This is a genomic window from Pseudomonas cremoricolorata DSM 17059 = NBRC 16634 (genome assembly GCF_000425745.1).
Classification (GTDB): Bacteria; Pseudomonadota; Gammaproteobacteria; order Pseudomonadales; family Pseudomonadaceae; genus Aquipseudomonas; species Aquipseudomonas cremoricolorata.
This window is the reverse complement of record NZ_AUEA01000016.1, coordinates 57,502-76,873: the sequence shown is the minus strand read 5'-3', so window position 1 is coordinate 76,873 and position 19,372 is coordinate 57,502. Positions and strand designations below refer to the sequence as shown.

Genomic DNA, 19,372 nt, shown 5'->3' with positions numbered 1-19,372 from the left:
CGAGAGAACGCCCCATGTCATCCCTACCGATCGTCGACTGGCTGTACGCCACGCCCGTGAGCAGTGCCATCCGTGACCTGCTCTGGGTGGTGCCCAGCGTACAGAGCCTGCACATCATCGCCATCGCCGTGATCTTCGCCAGCGCGGTGCTTTCCGACCTGCGCCTGGCCGGCCTGTTCGCCCGCGACCTGCCCACCGCCCAGGTGATTCGCCGCTATTACCCGTGGATGCGCGGCGCGCTGCTGGTGCTGCTGGCAAGCGGGCTGGTGATGGCCATCGGCGAGCCGGACCGGGTTCTGGTCAACAGCGTGTTCTGGCTGAAGATGGCTCTGGTAGTGGTGGCCTTCATGCTCGCCTGGCAAGTGCGCCGGCCCTTTCTGCGCAGCCGCCAGGGGCCTGGCAACGACATCGAGCGCCCCGGCCTGGCGCCGCTGGCCTGGCTGTCGATGGGCCTGTGGTGCGTGGTGATCTTCTGCGGCCGCTGGATCGCCTACGCGATCTGAGCACCTTCACTCTGACCTCAACCGGGTACTTTCCATGGACCTTCAAGCCTTGCTGCAAAGCCTCGAGTCCACCGCACTCGCCACCACCATTCGCGAGTCGGCCAACGCCTTCCCGGCCCTGGAGTCGGTGCATGTGATCGGTATCGCCCTGGTGTTCGGCACCATCACCGTGGTCGACCTGCGCCTGCTGGGCCTGGCCGCGCATCGGCGCAGTGCGCAGCGCCTGATCGCCGAACTGCTGCCCTTCACCTGGGTAGCGTTCGTGGCCTGTGTGCTCACCGGCTCGCTGATGTTCATCGCCAACGCCAGCACCTACGCACAGAACCCGATGTTCCTCGGCAAGCTGGCGCTGCTGGCACTGGCCGGGCTGAACATGGCGGTGTTTCACCTTGGCGCGTTCCGCCGCATCAGCGAGTGGGACACCACCCTGCCGCCGCCACGCCCGGCGCGTCTGGCCGGGTTCGGCTCGATGGCGCTGTGGGCCGGGGTGATCTTCCTCGGGCGCTGGATTGCCTTCGTCTGATGAACACGCCCAACCCGCCCACCCTCACCCGTATCCGACCCCGTTCGGGGCGTGGCGAAACGCTGATGCTGCTGATGGTCACCCTGGCGGTGCTGCTCAGCGTCGCCGGCTACCTGGCGTGGCGGCCCGAGCGCGGCGGCCCGCCAACGCCGCTGAGCTGGCAGGTGCGTTCCTTCGACGGCCTGGGGCCGGTCGATCAGGCGATTCACAGCGCGCTACTGCCGGCTGGCGAAGAGATCATCTGGAACAACGACGACACCGGCGAGTGGATCAGCCTGGAGCGCGCCCAGAAGATGCTGCTGCCGCCGTTCTACCGCGACGGCTTCTGGCGCAGCAACGGCGAGGTGCACTGGCAACTGGTCTTGCCAGGCACCCACCTGGGCCACCAGAACCCCGAGGCCAGCCACGCCGCAGACGCCGCGCCCACCAGCGAGGTGTCCCAGGCCACCCAGGGCCAGGGCGCCACCGTGTACTACGGCAGCGGCGGCCATGCGCCAGGACAAAGCGCCTACCTGCTGGTCATCGGCCATGCCCATGCCGGGGTGATGTGGGCCAACCAGGCAACGATCTGGATTCATTCCAACCCCAATGCGCCCTACCCGGCCATCGTCAAGGCCGAGTCACTGGTCGGCGAAGGCTGGCGTCAGGTCATTCCCTACGACGGCAGCCGTGAACTTGAACGCGTACAAGGAACCCCGCCATGAATGCCCAAGCCCTCTACCGCGCACGCCTGTACCGCTGGCTGGCGCTGCTGATGCTGCTGCCGCTGATCGCCCTGGCCGCAGATGACCCCGGCGCCGGCAAGCGGTTGCAGATCGGTGTCACGCTGCACCCCTACTACAGCTTCGTGGCCAACATCGTCGGCGACCGCGCCGACGTGGTGCCGCTGATTCCGGCCGAGGCCAACCCGCACAACTACCAGCCGCAGCCCGACGACATCACCCGGGCGATGAAGCTCGACGCCCTAGTGGTCAACGGCATCGGCCACGATGAATGGGCGCGAGAAATCGTCAAGGCCGCCGGCCGTCAGGACACCCTGCCGCTGATCCAGGCCAATGCCGCCGTGGCGCTGATCCCCATTGGCGGCGACCAGGACGGGCTCAAGGTGGTCAACCCGCACACCTTCGTCTCCACCACCGCAGCGATCCAGCAGGTGTTCGAGATCACCCGGCGCCTGAGCGAGCTGGACCCGCGCAACGCCAGCGTCTACCGGCACAATGCGCTGGCCTACGCCGGGCGTATCCGCGCCATGCGGGCGCAGTACATGAGCCGCTTCGCCGCGCTCGACCTGACGCAGTTTCGCTGCGCCACCACCCACGCCGGCTACGACTACCTGTTGCAGGAGTTCGGCCTGTTCGTCACTGCGGTGATCGAACCGCGCCACGGCGTGGCGCCGACCGCCCGGCAACTGGCCAACACCCTCGACACCATCAAGAACGCCAACGTGCGCGTGCTGTTCGCCGAGAAGAACTTCTCCCTCGACCTGGCCAAACCGATCGAGGACGCCACCGGGGTGAAAGTCTTCGCCCTGTCGCACATCACAGGCTCGGCCTACAGCGCCGAGGAATACGAGAACGCCATGCGCGAGAACCTGGAAACTCTGACCGCCGCCGTGGAGTACACCCAACCATGAGCCAGGCCAGCGCAGTACGCGGCCCGGCCGTGGTGTTCGATGACGTATCGCTGCGCCTGGGCGGGCAGACGGTGCTCGACCAGGTGAGCTTTCGCATCGAACCTGGCGCGCTGCATTGCCTGGTCGGCCCCAACGGCGGCGGCAAGACCTCGCTGCTGCGCAGCCTGCTCGGGCAGATGCCGCACAGCGGGCACATCCACGTTGAAGGCGCCTCGAAACCGCTGGGCTACGTGCCGCAATCGCTGGACTTCGACCGCAACGTGCCGATGACGGTGAACGACGTCATGGCCCTGCTCGGCCAGCGCCGCCCGGCCTTCTTCGGCGCCGGTCGGCGGCAACGGGCGGTCTACGCGCAGGCGCTGCAACGCACCGGGGTGGGCGAGCTGGGCGCACAGGCGTTCGGCAGTCTCTCCGGCGGTCAGCGCCAGCGCGTGCTGCTGGCCCAGGCGCTGAGCCCGGCGCCGCGCCTGTTGCTGCTCGATGAGCCCAGCGCCGGCATCGACGAAGGCGGCGTGCGTCTGCTCGAGGCGCTGGTCGGCGAGCTGCATGCCGGCGGCGTCACCGTGCTGTGGGTCAACCACGACCTGCAGCAGGTTCGGCGTATCGCCCAGTCGGTGACGCTGATCAACCAGCGCGTGCTGGCCCACGGCCCGGCCAGCCTGCTCGACGACCTGCCTGGAGCTGCCCGATGAACGCGTTCTACGATTTCATCCGCGAACAACTGCAAGCGCTCGCCGCCAGCGGCGTGCTGCCGCAGCCCTTCGAATACACCTTCGTCATCAACGCGCTGCTGTGCGCGATGCTGATCGGCCCGCTGCTCGGGGTGCTCGGCTCGATGGTGATGATCAAGCGCATGGCCTTCTTCAGCCAGTCGATCGGCAACGCGGCGATGACCGGGGTTGCCATCGGCGTACTGGTCGGTGAGTCGTACACCTCGCCGTACCTGTCGATGTTCGGCTTCTGCCTGTTGTTCGCCCTGACCCTGAAGTACACCCAGCAGCGCACGCAGTTGGCCAACGACACGCTGATCGGCGTGTTCCTGTCGATTTCGCTGGCCGTGGGCGCCTCGCTGCTGCTGTTCGTCTCGGCGAAGATCAACACCCATGTGATGGAAAGCGTGCTGTTCGGCTCGATCCTGGCGGTCGACCACACCGACATGAACGTGCTGCTGGCAGTCATGCTCGCCTGCGCACTGATCGGCCTGCCGCTGTACAACGCCATGCTGCTGGCCAGCCTCAACCCGAGCCTGGCGCATGCCCGCGGTATTTCGATTCGCACGGTCGAGTACCTGTTCGTGGTGCTGGTGACGCTGGTCACGGTGGCCTGCCTGAAAATCATCGGCGCGGTGCTGGTCGAGGCGCTGCTGCTGATTCCTGCCGCAGCGGCGCGCAACGTCACCCGCTCGCTGCCGGCGATGGTCGGCCTGGCCGTGCTGATCGCCACCTTCTCGTGCGTGGTCGGCATTCTGCTGCCCATGCAATTTCACATCCCGGTGCCCACCGGTGGCGCGATCGTGCTGGTCGCGGCGCTGGTGTTCCTCGCCACCACCGTCATCCGCGCGACCTCACCGCGCTTCAGGGGAGCCAGCGCATGAGCCGAACCCGTCGTCCATCCCAGACACTCTTCACGCTGCTGCTGGCCGTGCTGTTGAGCACGCCGCTGGCCGCCATGGCCGAGGGCAAGCGTCAGCAGGTGCTGGTCGCCCTGCCCGCGCTGCATGCGCTGACCGCGCAGCTCAGTGAAGGCACGCAGATCGAGGTGGTGCGCGTGCCGCAGCAGCAGGCGGTGCCGATGGAAAGCCTGGCCAGCGCCCTGCCGCGCCTGGACCCGGCACCGTTGCAGCGCGCCGATGCGGTGGTCACCTTGAGCCGCCTGTGGCCAGCCGACCCGCTGTACGCGGCAGCGCGCCGGCAGCAATTGCGCACCGTCGAGATCGACGCCTCGCGCTCGTGGGATGCACACAAGCCGGCTGTGGCGGTGGTGCGCGTGCCGGCCAACGACGTGCCCTGGGCCGCGCCGAGCACGGCCGAGCAGCCGCTGTCGCCGTTCGTCTGGCTTGGTCCGGTCAACGCCATGCGCATGGCCGCGCTGATCGCCGCCGACCTGGCGCGGCTGTCACCGCCCGATGCGCCGCGCATCACCGTCAACCTCAGCCAGTTGGAAAGCAGCTTGCGCCAGCTCAAGGCCGAGTACGGCGCACGCATGCTGGCGCTGAACGATGTGCGGGTGCTGTCGCTGGCCACCGAGTTCAGCTACCTGTTCGATGAATTCGGCGTGTACGTCGAGGGCGTGTTCGCCCGCCAGGACCTGGACTGGAGCGCCGCCGACCGCGCCGCGCTGAGCGCCTACCTGCGTGAGCGTGACATTCGCGTGGTGGTGCACAAGTGGCCTCCGGCTGACGACATTGCCGCCGCCATCAGCGCAGGCGGTGCACGCCTGGTGATTCTCGACAGCGGCAACCCCGGCCTGCTGGCTGACCCATCGGTGCGTTACGACGCCCTGCTGCGCAGCAATCTCGAGGCCTTGCTCAAGGCCTTCGACGCCAAGCCCGAGCCGGCGACCGCACCCGGCGCAGTGGCGACCACGACCCTGGAGACACACACCCGATGAACACCACCGCTCACCTGTTGCTGGCCGCCGCGCTGCTTTCGGCACCGGCTGCCTTCGCCCACGGCCCGGCCTTCGACTGCTACCTGGAGGACGCCGGCGGGGTGAAATGCGAAGCCGGTTTCACTGACGGCAGCTCGGCCGCCGGGCGCACCATCCAGGTCCGCGACAGCCGCGGCAAGGTGCTGCTCGAAGGTCCGGTGGCGGCCGATGGCAGCTACCGCTTCCAGGCGCCGAACGGCGACTACGCCGTGACCTTCCTCGGCGGCGACGGCCATGACGCCACGCTGCAGTCCTTCGACATCACCCAATGAGCACGCCCATGACCTATCAACGCCCCCTGCAAGCCCTGGCCGTCGCCACCGCCCTGAGCCTGAGCGGCGCCGCCCAGGCGCATTTCCAGGTGCTGTACGTCGACGACACCGCCCTGCCACGGGCGCACCCGCTGGAACTGGCGGCAGTGTTCACCCACCCGTTCAGCGGCGGCCCGACCATGGCCATGGGCACCCCGCTGGCGTTCAACCACATCAGCGCCCGCGGCGAGAAAACCGACCTGCGCAGCTACCTGCGTCCGGTGCAATGGCACAGCCCGGACAACGCGGCGACGGCCTACCGCGCCTCACTGCCCCGCGAGCTGGTGCGCAGCCTGGGCGATCACACCTTCGTGCTCGAACCCGAGCCGTATCTTGAAGCCGAGGAAGGCCTGTACATCCAGCAGTTCACCAAGCTGGTGATCAATGTCGGCGGGGTGCCGGGCAACTGGTCCGAACCCCAGGACCTGCCGGTGGAAATCCAGCCGCTGAGCAAGCCCTACGCCAACTGGACCGGCGGCGTCTTCCGCGCCCGGGTGCTGGCCGACGGTAAGCCGGTGCCGTTCGCCAAGGTGGAAATCGAGTACCTGAACCACCCCGTCGAGTTCACCGCCAACGGCTTTGCCAAGACGGCCCAAGTCAAGGCGCCGCAGGCTTCGTTCAATGTGCAGAGCACCTACGCCGATGACCTGGGCATCGTCACCATCGGCCTGCCGCGGGCCGGCTGGTGGGGCATTGCGGCGCTGGACATCGGCACGAAGAAGACCTACCAGGGCAAGACACTGTCCCAGGATGCGGTGCTGTGGGTACAGGCCACCGACATGCAGTGAGCACAGCAATGACTGCGCCAGCCGCAAGGGCTGGCGCAGTCTCGGGCACAGCGGTTTCAGACAGCCGCGTCGGCCGTGGTGAAGCGCAAGGCCAGGCGGGTGCCGAGCATGTCCAGACGGTACTCACCGGCCTGCACATCGATCGGCGGCAACAGCGCGCCCGAGAGGATCACCTGCCCGGCACGCAGGTGCTGCCGGTCAGCCAGCACCCGGCGGATCAGCCAGCAGAGGTTCTCGTGCGGCGAGTCTGCACTCAGGCTACTGCGGCCTTCACCGAGTACCCGGCCATCGAGGCTCAGGCAAAAGTCGAGCTGGCGGTGCTGCTCGGGCTGGTAGCGAACGCCCTCGCCCAGGCAGTACAGGCCGGCCGCGGCGTTATCGGCAAGGAACGCACCGGCTGCGAACGACCAGCCCTGCCAGCGGCAGTCGGCAATCTCGAAGGCCGGGGCGATGTCGGCGATGGCGTCGAGCAGCGCTTCGTCGCTATGAAAGCCTGGCGCAAGGTCGCGGCCCAGGGTCAGCGCCACTTCGATTTCCAGCTTCGGCCGAATCAGCCGGCTCAGCGCCACTGGCTCGTCGGGCGCCACCTGCATGGCATCGGTCAACGCGCCATACACCGGCTCGCTGAGGCCAAAGCGCCGCTGTGCAGCCTCACCGGCGAACGCCACCTTCCAGCCACTGACCCGCTCACCGCGCGCCTCGCGCTGTTGCACACCCTGGCGTTGCAAGGCGTAACCTGCGCTGACATTCAGCCCCTCGCCCTGGCTCGGCGGCAATGCTTGGGCCTGATCGCTGGCCCGCAACAGGCGCTGCGGCAGATCCACCAACAAGCTCATGACAGTTGCCCCTGAAGTTTGGCCAGCACGCTTTCCAGCCGCTCGGGAGTGGTGATGGCGGCGACGAAGCGGTCGGGGCGCACGACGACCACGCAGTCGCGGACCTTGGAGAACCAGTTGCCCAGGCGGTTATCGACGTCTTCCACACTAATCACGCCGTCGGCGCGCAGCGGTTGGTTGCGCCCGCCGCTGCGCGAGCGGTTGACCTGAATGAAGCGGGTGTTCCAGGTGGCCCAGTAGGCTTTGGTCGCCTCGCTGAGCGGCGCCGCCGGGTTGACCCGGTAGCCGAGCACCGCGTACGAGCTGCCCATCACCTCGTCCAGGCGCCGGCGCTGACCTTCGCAGTCCTCGACGTTGGGCTGCACGAACAACTGGCCGACCAGGTCGCCCTCGCGCAACTCTTCGCGCTCGTGGAACACCAGGCCCTTGATGATCGTCGCCTTGGGTTTGAACTTGAACTCCAGCAGGTGCGAACGCAGGTTGTCGACGGTGTTCACCGCCTGGAACAGCCAGTCGCGCACCCCGGCCATCAGCGGGTTGGTCAGGCCGAGCACCGCGCCCATGTTGTCGGCCAGGCCGATCAGGTCGGTGGCATGCCCACGGCGCTCGGTGTCGTAGCTGGCGATGATCTTCGCTGAAGCGCGGCCTTGCAGCACGGCCACCAGCTTCCAGGCCAGGTTGGCGACGTCGCGCAACCCGGAGTTGAGCCCCTGCCCGGCCCACGGCGGGGAGATGTGCGCGGCATCGCCGACCAACGCCACGCGGCCTTCGACGAAGCGCGCGGCGACCCGAGAGTTGTGCGTGTAGGCGCGGATGCGCACGATTTCCAGCTCATCCACGGCATCGCCGATATGGTTGCGAATCAGCCCGCGAATGGTCGCCTCTTCGCACATCTTCGCCTCGTCCTCGCCCTCCTTGAGCATGAACTCCCAGCGCCGCTGGCGGTACGGCAGGTAGATGCACACGAACGGCCGCTCGGGGTCGGCGTGCAGTGCGGTGTAGGGAGCGTCGAGCGAATCGTTGGTGACATCGACCACCACCCACTTGCGCGGATGGGTCATGCCCAGCAGCTCGATGCCAAGCTTCTTGCGCACGCACGAGCGGCCACCGTCGGCACCGATGACGAACTGCGCGCGCAGCTCGTAGGGCTCGCCATCAGCGCCTTTGACCTGCAAGGTCACGCCTTGCTCATCCTGGTTCAGGTCGAGCATTTCATGGCCCTGGCGCAGCTCGACGCTGCGATGGCGTACCAGCTCTTCGCGCAGGGTGCCTTCGAGCAGTTGCTGCATGAAGATGTTGCGCATCGGCCAGCCGTACTCGGCCACCGTCGGCTTGACCTCGGCAAAACACACGCCGCGGGCATTGTAGTAGCGCAGCGGCACGTCGCAGATCATGTCGCGCACGGCGATGTCGGCCAAGCCGATGCCCTGCAGCACGCGCAGGGCTTCATCGTCCATGCCCACCGCACGCGGGTACGGCAGAATGCCTTCGGCCAGTTCCAGTACCACGCAGTCGATGCCGTTCTGGCCCATGTAATGGGCCGCAGTGACGCCGTTGGGTCCACCGCCGACGATGACTACCTGAGTCGTCTCGCGTTTCATGATCGTTCACCCGTTTCTTATACGTTGCTGTTGGGGTTGGTCAGGCGCTGGCACGCACGGTCGCTCCAGCGTCTAGGCACGCAGCCGGTTGAAAAAGTCGCTGACCGCCGCGTTGAACGCAGCGCTCTGGTCATCGTGCACGTAATGGCTGGCGTCGGGTATCTCGACCGCCTGCACGCAGGCGTTGGCCGCCTGCATCTCGGCCAAGGTCGCCGCCGGGAGGAAATCCGAGCGGCCGCCGCGAATGAACAGCGTCGGGCAGTCCAGCGCGCGCACCGCCGGCCACAGGTCGGTCGGGGTGATGCTCAGGCGCGCCTCGGCAATGCCCTGTTGGTCGTGACGCCAGGCGATGCCATCGGCCGTTTGCTTCATCGAGTGTTCCAGGCGCGAGGCCAGCGCCTGGGCCGACAGCCCCGGACGCGAACTGCGCCAGAACGCCTCGGCACTGGCCCAGTCGCTGAACAGGTTGGGCGTCTGCTGCATCTCGCGGCGAATGCGCGCGGCACCGTCGCCGACGCTCGAGGAGCCGGGGCCGATGTCCTCGATCACCAGCCCGAGCAGCTTGCCGGGATGACGCCGTGCGTACTCCAGGGCGTTGGCCCCGCCGAGCGAATGGCCCACCAGCAGGAAGCGCTCGAGTTGCAGGTGCTCGACCAGGTCTTCGAGGTCTTGCACGTAATAGTCGGTGCAATAGGTGCGCGCTGCGGCCCAACTGCTCAGGCCGCGTCCGCGCTGGTCGAGGGCGTAGACGCAATAGTCATCGCCCAGCGCATGGGCCAGCGACTCCCAGGTCTGCGCATAGGCGCGCAGACCGTGCAGGAGGATCACCGGGGTGGCATCGGCACGGCCCCACTGCAGAACATGCAGCGAGAGCAACGTGCGGTTATGCAGGAACAGGCTTTTGGCAGGCATTGCGCTACTCCATGCCGAGTCGGTGGATCAGGTCAGGCCGTTGTCGCCCTGGATCGCATCAGCGCTCAGGCCGCCCAGGCGTGCGTGCAGTCGGCCACGGGTGGCGAACGCCCAGATGATGATCACTTCATCGGCCGCCGGACCGTCGCCGAACGAGGCCGACACCGTGTCGTAGTGCGAGCGCACGTACAGGGCATCCTTGTGCGCCAGCGGAATGTCGATGGTCACCCCCGGTGCGCCGCGCTTGCCGGTCGAGGGCACCCACGACTTGCCACCACCCAGCGCCACGCGGATCGGATCGGCGGCCGGGTTGGTGAGGAAGGCGTTGCCGTGCTCGTACTCGCCATTGGCACCGACCAGGCAGGCCTTGCCGTAGCTGATCACCGTGCGCCCGGCGGCCAGTTCCTGGATGCGCCGGCCGAATTCCTCGCCCAGTTGCGGCGAAGCGGCGATCAGCTCATCGAGGTTCTCGCTGAAGCGCCCGGCGTACGGGTTATGGATCGCCGCAGCGATGACGTACTTGTACAGCGGCTCGCCATCGGCCAGTTGGCCGCTTTCATTGGCCAGGGTTTCTTCGGTGAAGCTGTACCACTTGCGAATGTGATAGTCGGCGAAATTCTTGGCTTTCATGTCTGCAGGCTCCTGCTCAGAGTGGGTCGACGGTGAAGTTGCGGCTCGGCGCTCCGGCGGCCTTGAAGCGCGCTTTGGCCACCGCGTCGTCGTGTTCGGTTTCGAAGAAGAATTCCAGGCGGTTGCCGTCCGGGTCATGGAAGTACAGGCCATTGCCGATCTCGTGATCGGTGATCTTGACGATCTCCACCCCCTTGCTCAGCAACATGCCGTACAGCTCGCGCAGGGTGGTCATGTCGCCGGCCACCTCCAGCCCGTAGTGCTGCAGGCCCAGGCCGCCCTGATGGGCGCCGGGCTCGGCCTTGATCAGCGCGATGTCATGGTGCTTGCTGCCGAAGGCCATCATCACCCAGGCCTCGCCGCGCGCGCTTTCGTGCATGCCGAGCACGTCGGCGTACCACAGCGCGGAGGCGTCCGGGTCGGTCACGAACAGTGAAATGTGCGTGCGCAAAATGTCGATCTGCATGGCCTGGCCCTCACTTTTGGGTAACGACGGATTTGTGTCCGGCCTTGATCTGCGCCACCGCCGGGGTCCACAGCACGTCGGCGATTTCGCTGAACTCGCGCCACTGCTTCTGCCAGCCCAAGCCGCCGTTTTCCGAGGTGAACAGGTGGCCGTACTTGGTGCCGGCAAGCATCTGTTTGGGGTTGGCCGGGTTGAAGGCAATCGCCCACACGCAGGAGTTGGGCTGCTGCGACAGCGGCAGCACTTCCCAGCTTTGCGCGGCGTCGTGCGACACCAGCACCTTGCTGGTGGTGCCGGGGGTGCCGTCGGAAATGCTCAGGTACAGGGTGTCTTCACTGCCCTGCGGCGCGTTGAGCACGCGCACGTAGTACAGGCCGAAGGCTTCGGCGCCGATGATGCCGGTCCAGGTCGCGCCCTCATCGAGGCTGCGGTACACCGCGTTGACGCAGACCACGACGATGACTTTCTGCCCATGGTTAGGCAGCACGACGATGTTGTGGATGTCGGAGTTGTAGTCCCACAGCAGGCGGTCGTCGATGCGGGTGAAGGTGTCGCCGCCGTCGCGGCTGTGGAACAGCCCGCCCTCTTCCAGACCAAACCAGACCTGCTGGCGGTCGGTAGGGTCGTAGGCAAAGGCCAGCAGGCGCGGCTTGCTGACACCGTCGCAGAACTCGGGGATTTCCACCGGTACGCGATACCAGTTGGCCCCGGCATCGGTGGTGCGCCAGAGCACGGCGCGTGACGGCGCCCCGGTGCCGACGAAGATGCGCTGCGGGTCTTGCGGATCGACCGCCACCTTCCACACGGTTTCGCCGTTGAATGGCGAATCGACGCGGGTCCATTTGCCGCCGACGTCATGGCTGACGCACAGGCCGACATCGGTGCCGGCGTAGATCACTTCCGGCGCAGACGGCGCCACGCTCAGCGAGCGGGTGATGGCGTCGAATTCCAGATCCTGGCCCAGGCCCAGGCGATGCCAGGTCTTGCCATCGTCGGCGCTGCGGATCACGGCTTGGCCAACGGTGGCCACCAACAGGGTTCCAGTGCTCATGAGTGCCTCCTCAGATGAAGATGCCGCGGGTCAGGCCGCCGTCGATGCCGATGGATTCGCCGGTCACGGCGCCGGCTTTGGGCGAAGCCAGGAAACCGATCAGCCAGCCCATTTCGATCGGCTGCAAGGTGCGGCGGATCGGCGTTGCGTCGATGTAGGCCTGCTCGACCTGCTGCGCGGTCTTGTTCTGCTTGACCCCTTCGCGCTCGTACAGCTCGTGGATGTGTGGGGTGTCGACCACGCCTGGGTGAATCAGGTTGACGGTGATGCCCGACGGGCCGAGCTGGTCGGAGAGGGTCTTGGTCATGTGCGCGATGGCCAGGTTGCGCATGCCCGACAGCACCTTGCTGCTGCGTCCGGTGAGGCCGCCGATATTGATGATGCGGCCAAAGCCCTGGGCCTTCATGTGCGGGGTCACCGCCTTGGCGCAGCGGAAGTAGCCGATCACCTTGGTGTTCATGTCGGCCAGCAGTTCATCGTCGCCGGCGAACTCGATGTCGTTGCGCACCACGCCCGACGGCGCAGCGGCGCCATTGACCAGGATGTCGATGCGACCGAAATGGGCGTGGGCCTGTTTGACCATCTCATCCACCGCGGTCATGTCGTTGGTGTCGCAGAACAGCGGCAGCACTTCATTGCCGGTTTCGCTGCTGATTTCATCGGCAGCCGGGCGCAGGTATTCCATGCGCCGGGCGCAGATCACCACCTTGCAGCCTTCCTGGGACAGAAAGCGTGCCACTTCCTTGCCGATGCCCATGCCGCCGCCGGTGACGATGGCGACGCGGTCTTGTAGTTGCAGATCCATGATCGTTCCTCTTGTTGTCGTTTGCTCAGCGGTTGTCGTGTGATCAGGCCAGGTCGACGTAGACGCTTTTGGTCTCGGTGTAGGCGTCGATCACATGCTTGCCCATTTCCCGGCCCCAGCCGGACTGCTTGTAGCCACCGAAGGGCGAGGCCGGATCGACCACGTTCCAACAGTTGATCCACACCGAACCGGCCTTGAGTTGCGCCGCCAGGCGGTGCGCCGAGCGCAGGTCGCGGGTCCACAGACCGGCGGCAAGACCATAGGGCGAGTCGTTGGCGCGCACCGCGAGCTCGTCGACGTCCGACCAGCTCATCACCGTCAGCACCGGGCCGAAGATTTCTTCACGGGCCACGCAGGCGCGTTCGGCGCGGTCGAGGAACACGGTCGGCTCGACGAAGTGGCCACGTTCCAGGTGTTCAGGGCGTTTGCCACCGGCGATCAGCTCGGCGCCTTCGGCGACGCCGCGCTCCAGGTAGCCGTTGACCGTCGCCAGTTGCCGTTCGGAAACCAGCGGGCCGAGGGTGGTGGAGCTGTTCAGGCCAGCGCCGATGACGTGGCTGCGGGCATGCCGACGCAGCTCTTCAAGTACCTGGTCGAGCACCGACTCGTGCACGTACAGCCGCGATGCGGCGGTGCACACCTGGCCCTGGTTGTAGAAGATGCCGTCAGCCGCGCCCTTGGCCGCCCGCACGATGTCGGCGTCAGGCAGGATGATGTTCGGCGACTTGCCGCCCAGTTCCAGCGAGACTTTTTTCATGTTGCCGGTGGCGGCCTGGGCGATCAGCCGACCGACCTGGGTGGAACCGGTGAAGGCGATCTTGTCGACATCGGCATGCGCCGCCAGCGGCGCGCCGGTGCGCAGGCCAAGGCCGGTGACCAGGTTGACCACGCCCGCCGGAAAGCCGGCCTGCTCGATCAACTGCACCAGGCGCACGGCCACCAGTGGGGTCTGCTCGGCAGGCTTGAGCACGGCGGTGCAGCCGGTTGCCAGCACCGGGCCGAGCTTCCACACGCACATGTTCAGCGGGAAGTTCCACGGCACGATCAGCGCGCACACGCCCACCGGCTCACGCAGGGTGTAGTTGAGCATCGGCGCGCCGCTTGCCGGCGACACCGGCAGGGTGCTGCCTTCGATCTTGGTCGGCCAGCCGGCGAAGTAGCGAACGATATTGGCGGCGCTGGCCGCTTCGCCCCGGGCATTGCCGATGGGTTTGCCGTTTTCCAGGGTGATCAGCTGCGCCAGCTCTTCGTTGTGCGCCTCGATCAGCTCGGCCAGGCGGTACAGCAGCACGCTGCGCCGCGCCGGCGACTCGCGCCGCCACGGCCCTTCGAAGGCGGCGCGGGCGGCGGCGACGGCGGCATCGACGTCGGCTTCATCGCCCTCGGCGACCTCATTGAACACGGTGGCCGTGGCCGGGTTTTCCACGGCAAAGCGCCGGCCATGGGTAGCCTCCTGCCAGCTGCCGCCGATGAACAGGCGCTGGGGCTTGGCGAGAAAGGTTTCAACAGCGGGCAGTAGCGCGATCTCACTCATGGTTCACAGCTCCATTTCGATCAGGCAAGGGGCTTTCGCGGCAATGGCCTGAGCCAGTGCCACATGCAGTTCGGCGTTGCTGCGCACGCTGCTGGCAGGCACGCCGTAGCCTTTGGCCAGGGCTTTCCAGTCGACGCGTGGGCGATCCAGTTCGGTCAGCGCCAGGGCCTGCGGGCCGAACTCGGTCACCCCGTAGCGGCGCAGCTCGTTCTGCAAAATGGCGTAGCGGTGGTTGGCGGCGATCAGGATCACCACCGGCAGTTGTTCGCGGGCGATGCTCCACAGGGTCTGGATGGTGTACTGCGCGCTGCCGTCCGATTGCAGGCAGAACACCGTGTTGCCAGGCTCGGCCAGGGCCGCGCCGAAGCCTGCGGGAATGCCCTGGCCGATGGCGCCGCCGGTGTTGGTCAGCACCCGGTGGCGGGCAGCCCGCGCCGAGGCGGTGAAGAACGGGTAGCCGCAGGTGCCGCCTTCGATGGAAACGATGCAGTCGTGGGGCAGCGCTGCCGACAGCACGCGGCCGATCGACTGTGGGCTCAGCGCGTCTTCGCCGGGCGGCAGCTCGATGCCTTGTTCGACCGGAGTGAAGGCCGGTGCATCGAGCGCATCGGCCAGTGCCGAGAGCGCGCCGACCACATCGTCGCCGACCTCGGCCAGCGACAGCAGGCGCGAGCGTTCGGCTAGGCGTGAGGGGATGCCTTCGTAGCCGAAGTAGCTGATCGGCTCGGGCACACCGGCGCACACCACCAGGTCGTACTGCTCGAGAATTTCGATGGCGACTTCGGGGAAGTACGGCAGCCGGTCCAGGTCCGGCAGGCCGCCACCGCGGTGACTGACCCGTGGGAAGGTCTCGGCGAACATACGCACCGCCGGCAGGTTGGCCAGGCGCCCGGCCGCTTGCAGGCCTTCGGCGCTCAGGCCCACATCACCGACGATGAACACCAGGCGCTTGCCTGCGGCCAGCTCGCGCGCCACCTGCTCGACCTTGTCGCCGGCAAAGCGCCGCACCGGCGCCTGCAGCGGGGCGAAGGCGCCAGCACTGGCGCTGACCTCGGCGGCTTGCAGGTCCATCGGCAGAATCAGGCTGGCGATCTGTCCACGCGGCTGCCAGGCCGCCTGCACGGCGCTTTGCAGGTCTTCACCGACACGCTCGGCATGCCTCGAGGTGCGCACCCAACCGGACACCGCACCGGCCAGCGCTTCGATGTCGCTGGCAAGCGGTGGGTCGTAATTCACGTGCCAGGAGGCGTGGTCGCCGATGACGTTGACGATTGGCGTGTTGGCACGGCGGGCGTTGTGCAGGTTGGCGATGCCGTTGGCAAAACCTGGGCCCAGGTGAGTGAGGGTCATGGCCGGCTTGCCGGCGATGCGCCCGTAGCCGTCGGCAGCACCGGTACATACGCCTTCGAACAGCGACAGTACTGGCTTGAAGCTCAGCGCCGGGCTCTTGGCGATGGCCGCCACCAGCGGGATTTCAGTGGTTCCCGGGTTGGCAAAGCAGTACTCGACGCCGCTGGCGGCGGCGGCTTTGAGGATGAGTTCAGCACCATTCATGGGTCGGGCCTCGCAGGCTGGCGTTGTTTTTCAGGATTTATTCCATCATTCGAAAATCCAGACAAGCTATTTTTAGTTTTTTACTCAAAATATGAGACAAATGAGATTTTAAGGCGCTTTTTAATCTCGATTATTAGCGATATAGTCTCAGCCAATCGCAGTGCCAAATGACTCGCCTTTTCACCCGACCGCACCTAATGAGGAGCCTGCCATGGGCAGCTTGAGCAAGACGCTGGGCGTGCTGGACCTGTTCGGTGCGCAGCAACTGCAAATCGACCCGGACACCATCGTCGAGCGCATGGGCCTGTCGCGGGCCACGGTGTACCGCTACGTCAAGGAGTTGTGCGAAGCCGGCCTGCTCACCCGAGTCGGTGCCGGCAGCTACGGCCTGGGGCCGCGAATCATCGAACTGGACTGGATGATGCGTCAGTACGATCCGATCCTCAGTGCCGGCCGCGCGCTGATGAACCAGCTGGCCCGCGACACCGGCCTTGCGGTGTTCGCCAGCGTTTTCTACGACGGCCACATCATCAACACCTACATCACCGAGGCCTACGACACGGCGACCTTCGCCTTTGGCCGCGGCCATCCGCTGCCGCTGTTTCGCGGCGCGCAATCGAAAGTGCTGGTCGCCGCGCAGAAGGGCAAACGCCTGCAACAGCTGTTCGAGCAGCACATCGCCAACGACCCCGCTCACCCCTACAGCCAGCGCCCGTGGTCGGAATTCGCCCGCGCCGCGAAGAAGATTCGCCGCGACGGCTACTGCATCACCCACGAGGAACTCAACACCGGCCTCACCGGCATCGCCGCGCCGATCGTCAGCGTCGAGCACAAGGATGTGCTGGGCAGTATCTCGGCGGTGGGCAGCAGCCACGACTTCCGTCTGCTGCGCCAGGACGCGGTACGCGACCGCCTGATCGACACGGCCCAGCGCATTGCCGAGAACATCCAGGCACAGCGCTCGGCGCCCACCCGCAGCGCCTGACCGCGCCGCGCTGTATGGCGTTTTTCCAGGCGATCTGTGACTAACGCGGGCCTGCTGCAGGCGCCACACTCGGCGCCACCATCCCCTTGTGTCGATCGCGCCTGGGGCACGCGCGCTGGCCGCGACTGCCCCGGTGCTGAGGAGTCGTTGCATGCCCGAACTGTCCAACTGGCTGGCCTACGCGCTGATATCGCTCGGCATGGTGCTGACGCCCGGTCCGAACATGATTTATCTGATCTCTCGCTCGATCTGCCAGGGCCGCGCAGCCGGCCTGATTTCCCTCGGCGGCGTTGCGCTGGGGTTCGTCGTGTACATGGCCTGCGCGGCGCTGGGCATCACCGCCTTGCTGCTGGCGGTGCCGCACGCCTATGACGCGCTGCGTCTGGGCGGTGCGCTGTACCTGTTGTACCTGGCCTGGCAGGCGCTCAAGCCTGGTGCGCGCTCGGCCTTCGAAGTGCAGGACCTGCCCAAGGACAGCCCGCGCAAACTGTTCATGATGGGATTGGTCACCAACCTGCTGAACCCGAAGATCGCGGTCATGTACATGTCGCTGTTGCCGCAGTTCATCAGCCCCGGCGAGCATGCCAGCGTGCTGGCGCAGTCGCTGGTGCTGGGCTTCACGCAGATCGTCATCAGTGTCAGCGTCAACGCGCTGATCGCCGTCATGGCCGGCAGCATCGCGGCGTTCTTCGTCAGCCGGCCGTTGTGGCAGATCGTCCAGCGCTGGTTGATGGGTACGGTGCTCATCGGCCTTGCCGTGCGTATGGCGCTTGAAGGGCGCCGCTAGGCGCGCCGCCCTCCCCTGTAGGTCAGAGCTTGTGACTGCCCAGTGCCTCGAAGCAGGTCGGGGACCTGCGGCGCAAGCGTGCGGCCAGCACCAGGCCGACGATCAACGCCGCCGGAATCAGCGAGCACAGCGCGTAGGACAGCGCCTTGCTGGAGCCGGTCAGCACCTCGAAGTGCACCACCGCGATGATCAGCACGAAACTCAGCGCCAGGCACGAGAACACCGGGAACACGACGCGGCGCAGCACGCCCAGCTTGAGCTGCGGATTGCGCTTGAGGTACATCAGCACGGCGGCCGAGGTGATCGCCATCAGCAGGATCAGGCACAGCGTGGCCAGGCTCGAGAACCAGGCGAACAGTTGCAGGATCGGGTCGGCTTCCATGGCCGCGAAGATCAGCACCACCACCGCCGCGATCAGGCTTTGCAAGGCCGAGCCGCGGTGCGGGCTCTGGTGGATGCGATGGGTCGAGCCCAGCGCCCGCGGCAGCAGGCCGTCGCGGCCGATGGCGTAGAAGTAGCGCGCCGCCGAGTTGTGGAAGGCCAGCAGGCCGGCGTAGATGCTGACGATGAACAGCACGCGGATGACCTGGGTCAGTTGCGGGCCGACGAAGTGATCTGACAGCCCGTAGATGAAGGTGGTCGGATCCGCCAGCCCCTGCAGCACCGAGACGATCTTGTCGGCGCCAACGCCCACCACCATCGACCAGATCGACAGCGCATAGAAGCAGCCGATCAGCAGCACCGATACGTAGGTGGCGATGGGAATGGCCCGCGACGGGTTCTTCGCTTCCTCGCCATAGATGGTGGTGGCCTCGAAGCCGATGAAGGCGGCGAAGCAGAACAGCAGGCCGATCGACGGCGTGCCGCTGAATACGTATTCAGATTTGAACGAGTCGAAATTGACCCCGCTGTCACCACCGCTGCGCAGAATGGCGATGTCCAGCACCAGAATCGCCAGGTATTCGGCCACCACGATGAACGACAGCACCCGCGCCGAGAGGTCGATGTTGCGGTAGCCCAGCACCGCGATGCTGGCCATGGCCATCAGCGAATAGGCCCACCACGGCAGGTCGATGGCGAACACGCTGGACATGGTGCCTGACACCACGCCACCGAACATGCCGTACAAGCCCACCTGCAGGATGTTGTAGGCCAGCATCGCCAGCACCCCGGAAGCGCCGCCCGCCATGCCGCCCAGGCCGCGTGACGAGAAGGCATAGAAGCCGCCGGCGTTGGTCACGTGGCGGGCCATGGTGGTGTAGCCGACGGCGAAGGTCAGCAGCACGGCCAGGGCCAGCAGCAGCAACGCCGGTGTGCCGGCACCATTGCCGAGCATGATGCCGATCGGGAAACCACCGGCCAGCACACTCAGGGGGCTGGCGGCCGAGATGACGAAGAAGATGATGAAACCGACGCTCAGGGCGCCGCGCCGCAGCTCTGTGGAAGCTGCCGGCGAACTCTCGGATACGCTCATGATCTTGACCTTATTGTATGAGGCAGTCGCTGTAGGTTGAGTCAACGCCGATCGTCATATCGGCGCATGGGCCGAGAACTTTGTTGTAGTGGGTGCTGACGTTTTCGATCCTAGGCCCCTGCAGGCGCAGGCGTTAGCCCAAATTGGCAGCCAGGAAAGCCGTGCCCCAGGCGGGTTCACGGCCCGCCGTCAGGCGCTGCAAAGGCTGCCGATTCGGGATAGCCAACGCCCACATGGCACCTTCGCACATGCCCGGCGAACGCTGCCAATGAGTTACCATAGCCGCCACGCGCACCGCCCTCCTCCCCATCTGGCCCGCTGCTGGCCCGA

Annotated in this window: 21 protein-coding genes; 11 read left to right on the top strand and 10 right to left on the bottom strand. The window is 66.4% G+C overall.

Annotated elements, in window-relative coordinates; genetic code table 11:
• Window positions 1–14: 14 nt before the first annotated feature.
• Genes H618_RS0117570 through H618_RS0117530 form a run of 9 tightly spaced genes read left to right on the top strand, consistent with a single transcriptional unit; the run spans window position 15 to window position 6,407 of the window.
• Window positions 15–503, top strand: coding sequence for a DUF6644 family protein (locus tag H618_RS0117570; RefSeq protein ID WP_028696309.1), 489 nt, complete (start codon window positions 15–17; stop codon window positions 501–503).
• A 34-nt stretch (window positions 504–537) separates the two neighbouring features.
• Complete coding sequence (locus H618_RS0117565; RefSeq protein ID WP_028696308.1) at window positions 538–1,026, top strand: DUF6644 family protein; 489 nt, start codon at window positions 538–540, stop codon at window positions 1,024–1,026.
• Window positions 1,026–1,730, top strand: a complete 705-nt coding sequence (locus H618_RS0117560) for a DUF6162 family protein (RefSeq protein ID WP_028696307.1) — start codon at window positions 1,026–1,028, stop codon at window positions 1,728–1,730. Before H618_RS0117565 ends, H618_RS0117560 begins: the two co-directional genes overlap by 1 nt.
• On the top strand, window positions 1,727–2,659 hold the full coding sequence (locus H618_RS0117555) for a metal ABC transporter solute-binding protein, Zn/Mn family (protein ID WP_028696306.1): 933 nt from the start codon (window positions 1,727–1,729) through the stop codon (window positions 2,657–2,659). The genes H618_RS0117560 and H618_RS0117555 overlap by 4 nt, the downstream gene beginning before the upstream one ends.
• A complete protein-coding gene (locus tag H618_RS21860; RefSeq protein WP_050577343.1) occupies window positions 2,656–3,351 on the top strand; it encodes a metal ABC transporter ATP-binding protein in 696 nt (231 codons plus the stop codon). Before H618_RS0117555 ends, H618_RS21860 begins: the two co-directional genes overlap by 4 nt.
• A complete protein-coding gene (locus H618_RS0117545; RefSeq protein WP_028696305.1) occupies window positions 3,348–4,253 on the top strand; it encodes a metal ABC transporter permease in 906 nt (301 codons plus the stop codon). Before H618_RS21860 ends, H618_RS0117545 begins: the two co-directional genes overlap by 4 nt.
• On the top strand, window positions 4,250–5,269 hold the full coding sequence (locus tag H618_RS21855) for a metal ABC transporter solute-binding protein, Zn/Mn family (RefSeq protein ID WP_245586792.1): 1,020 nt from the start codon (window positions 4,250–4,252) through the stop codon (window positions 5,267–5,269). The genes H618_RS0117545 and H618_RS21855 overlap by 4 nt, the downstream gene beginning before the upstream one ends.
• The gene (locus H618_RS0117535) at window positions 5,266–5,580 is read left to right on the top strand and encodes a hypothetical protein (protein WP_028696304.1); all 315 of its coding nucleotides are present in this window, start codon (window positions 5,266–5,268) and stop codon (window positions 5,578–5,580) included. The genes H618_RS21855 and H618_RS0117535 overlap by 4 nt, the downstream gene beginning before the upstream one ends.
• A gap of 8 nt (window positions 5,581–5,588) precedes the next feature.
• Complete coding sequence (locus H618_RS0117530) at window positions 5,589–6,407, top strand: DUF4198 domain-containing protein (protein ID WP_028696303.1); 819 nt, start codon at window positions 5,589–5,591, stop codon at window positions 6,405–6,407.
• 56 nt (window positions 6,408–6,463) lie between these two features.
• On the opposite strand, the gene H618_RS0117525 is transcribed toward H618_RS0117530, so the two are convergent.
• The 9 genes from H618_RS0117525 to H618_RS0117485 all read right to left on the bottom strand — a co-directional run bounded on the left by H618_RS0117525 (window position 6,464) and on the right by H618_RS0117485 (window position 15,796).
• Complete coding sequence (locus H618_RS0117525) at window positions 6,464–7,243, bottom strand: 2-keto-4-pentenoate hydratase (protein ID WP_028696302.1); 780 nt, start codon at window positions 7,241–7,243, stop codon at window positions 6,464–6,466.
• Window positions 7,240–8,844, bottom strand: coding sequence for a bifunctional 3-(3-hydroxy-phenyl)propionate/3-hydroxycinnamic acid hydroxylase (locus H618_RS0117520; RefSeq protein WP_028696301.1), 1,605 nt, complete (start codon window positions 8,842–8,844; stop codon window positions 7,240–7,242). The genes H618_RS0117525 and H618_RS0117520 overlap by 4 nt, the downstream gene beginning before the upstream one ends.
• 72 nt (window positions 8,845–8,916) lie before the next feature.
• Window positions 8,917–9,756: an alpha/beta fold hydrolase gene (locus tag H618_RS0117515; protein ID WP_028696300.1), complete on the bottom strand. Its 840-nt coding sequence runs from the start codon at window positions 9,754–9,756 to the stop codon at window positions 8,917–8,919.
• Between the two features lie 27 nt (window positions 9,757–9,783).
• Entirely contained in the window at window positions 9,784–10,386 is a 603-nt protein-coding gene (locus tag H618_RS0117510; protein ID WP_028696299.1) for an amino acid synthesis family protein, read from the bottom strand.
• A gap of 16 nt (window positions 10,387–10,402) precedes the next feature.
• A complete protein-coding gene (locus H618_RS0117505; protein WP_028696298.1) occupies window positions 10,403–10,852 on the bottom strand; it encodes a VOC family protein in 450 nt (149 codons plus the stop codon).
• Between the two features lie 10 nt (window positions 10,853–10,862).
• Window positions 10,863–11,903, bottom strand: a complete 1,041-nt coding sequence (locus tag H618_RS0117500; RefSeq protein ID WP_028696297.1) for a VPS10 domain-containing protein — start codon at window positions 11,901–11,903, stop codon at window positions 10,863–10,865.
• Between the two features lie 10 nt (window positions 11,904–11,913).
• Window positions 11,914–12,708 carry an SDR family NAD(P)-dependent oxidoreductase gene (locus tag H618_RS0117495; RefSeq protein WP_028696296.1) on the bottom strand — a complete coding sequence of 265 codons (795 nt, stop codon included), beginning with the start codon at window positions 12,706–12,708 and terminating at the stop codon, window positions 11,914–11,916.
• A 43-nt stretch (window positions 12,709–12,751) separates the two neighbouring features.
• Window positions 12,752–14,242 (bottom strand): aldehyde dehydrogenase family protein, encoded by a 1,491-nt coding sequence (locus H618_RS0117490; RefSeq protein ID WP_028696295.1) that lies wholly within the window; start codon window positions 14,240–14,242, stop codon window positions 12,752–12,754.
• A gap of 3 nt (window positions 14,243–14,245) precedes the next feature.
• Complete coding sequence (locus H618_RS0117485; RefSeq protein WP_028696294.1) at window positions 14,246–15,796, bottom strand: acetolactate synthase large subunit; 1,551 nt, start codon at window positions 15,794–15,796, stop codon at window positions 14,246–14,248.
• Between the two features lie 211 nt (window positions 15,797–16,007).
• On the opposite strand from H618_RS0117485, the gene H618_RS0117480 reads away from it, so the two are divergent.
• Both H618_RS0117480 and H618_RS0117475 read left to right on the top strand, forming a co-directional pair.
• Complete coding sequence (locus H618_RS0117480; protein ID WP_028696293.1) at window positions 16,008–16,781, top strand: IclR family transcriptional regulator; 774 nt, start codon at window positions 16,008–16,010, stop codon at window positions 16,779–16,781.
• Window positions 16,782–16,932: 151 nt separating this feature from the next.
• Window positions 16,933–17,568: a LysE family translocator gene (locus tag H618_RS0117475; protein WP_028696292.1), complete on the top strand. Its 636-nt coding sequence runs from the start codon at window positions 16,933–16,935 to the stop codon at window positions 17,566–17,568.
• 22 nt (window positions 17,569–17,590) lie between these two features.
• On the opposite strand, the gene H618_RS0117470 is transcribed toward H618_RS0117475, so the two are convergent.
• Window positions 17,591–19,042, bottom strand: coding sequence for an APC family permease (locus H618_RS0117470; RefSeq protein ID WP_028696291.1), 1,452 nt, complete (start codon window positions 19,040–19,042; stop codon window positions 17,591–17,593).
• Window positions 19,043–19,372 lie beyond the last annotated feature (330 nt).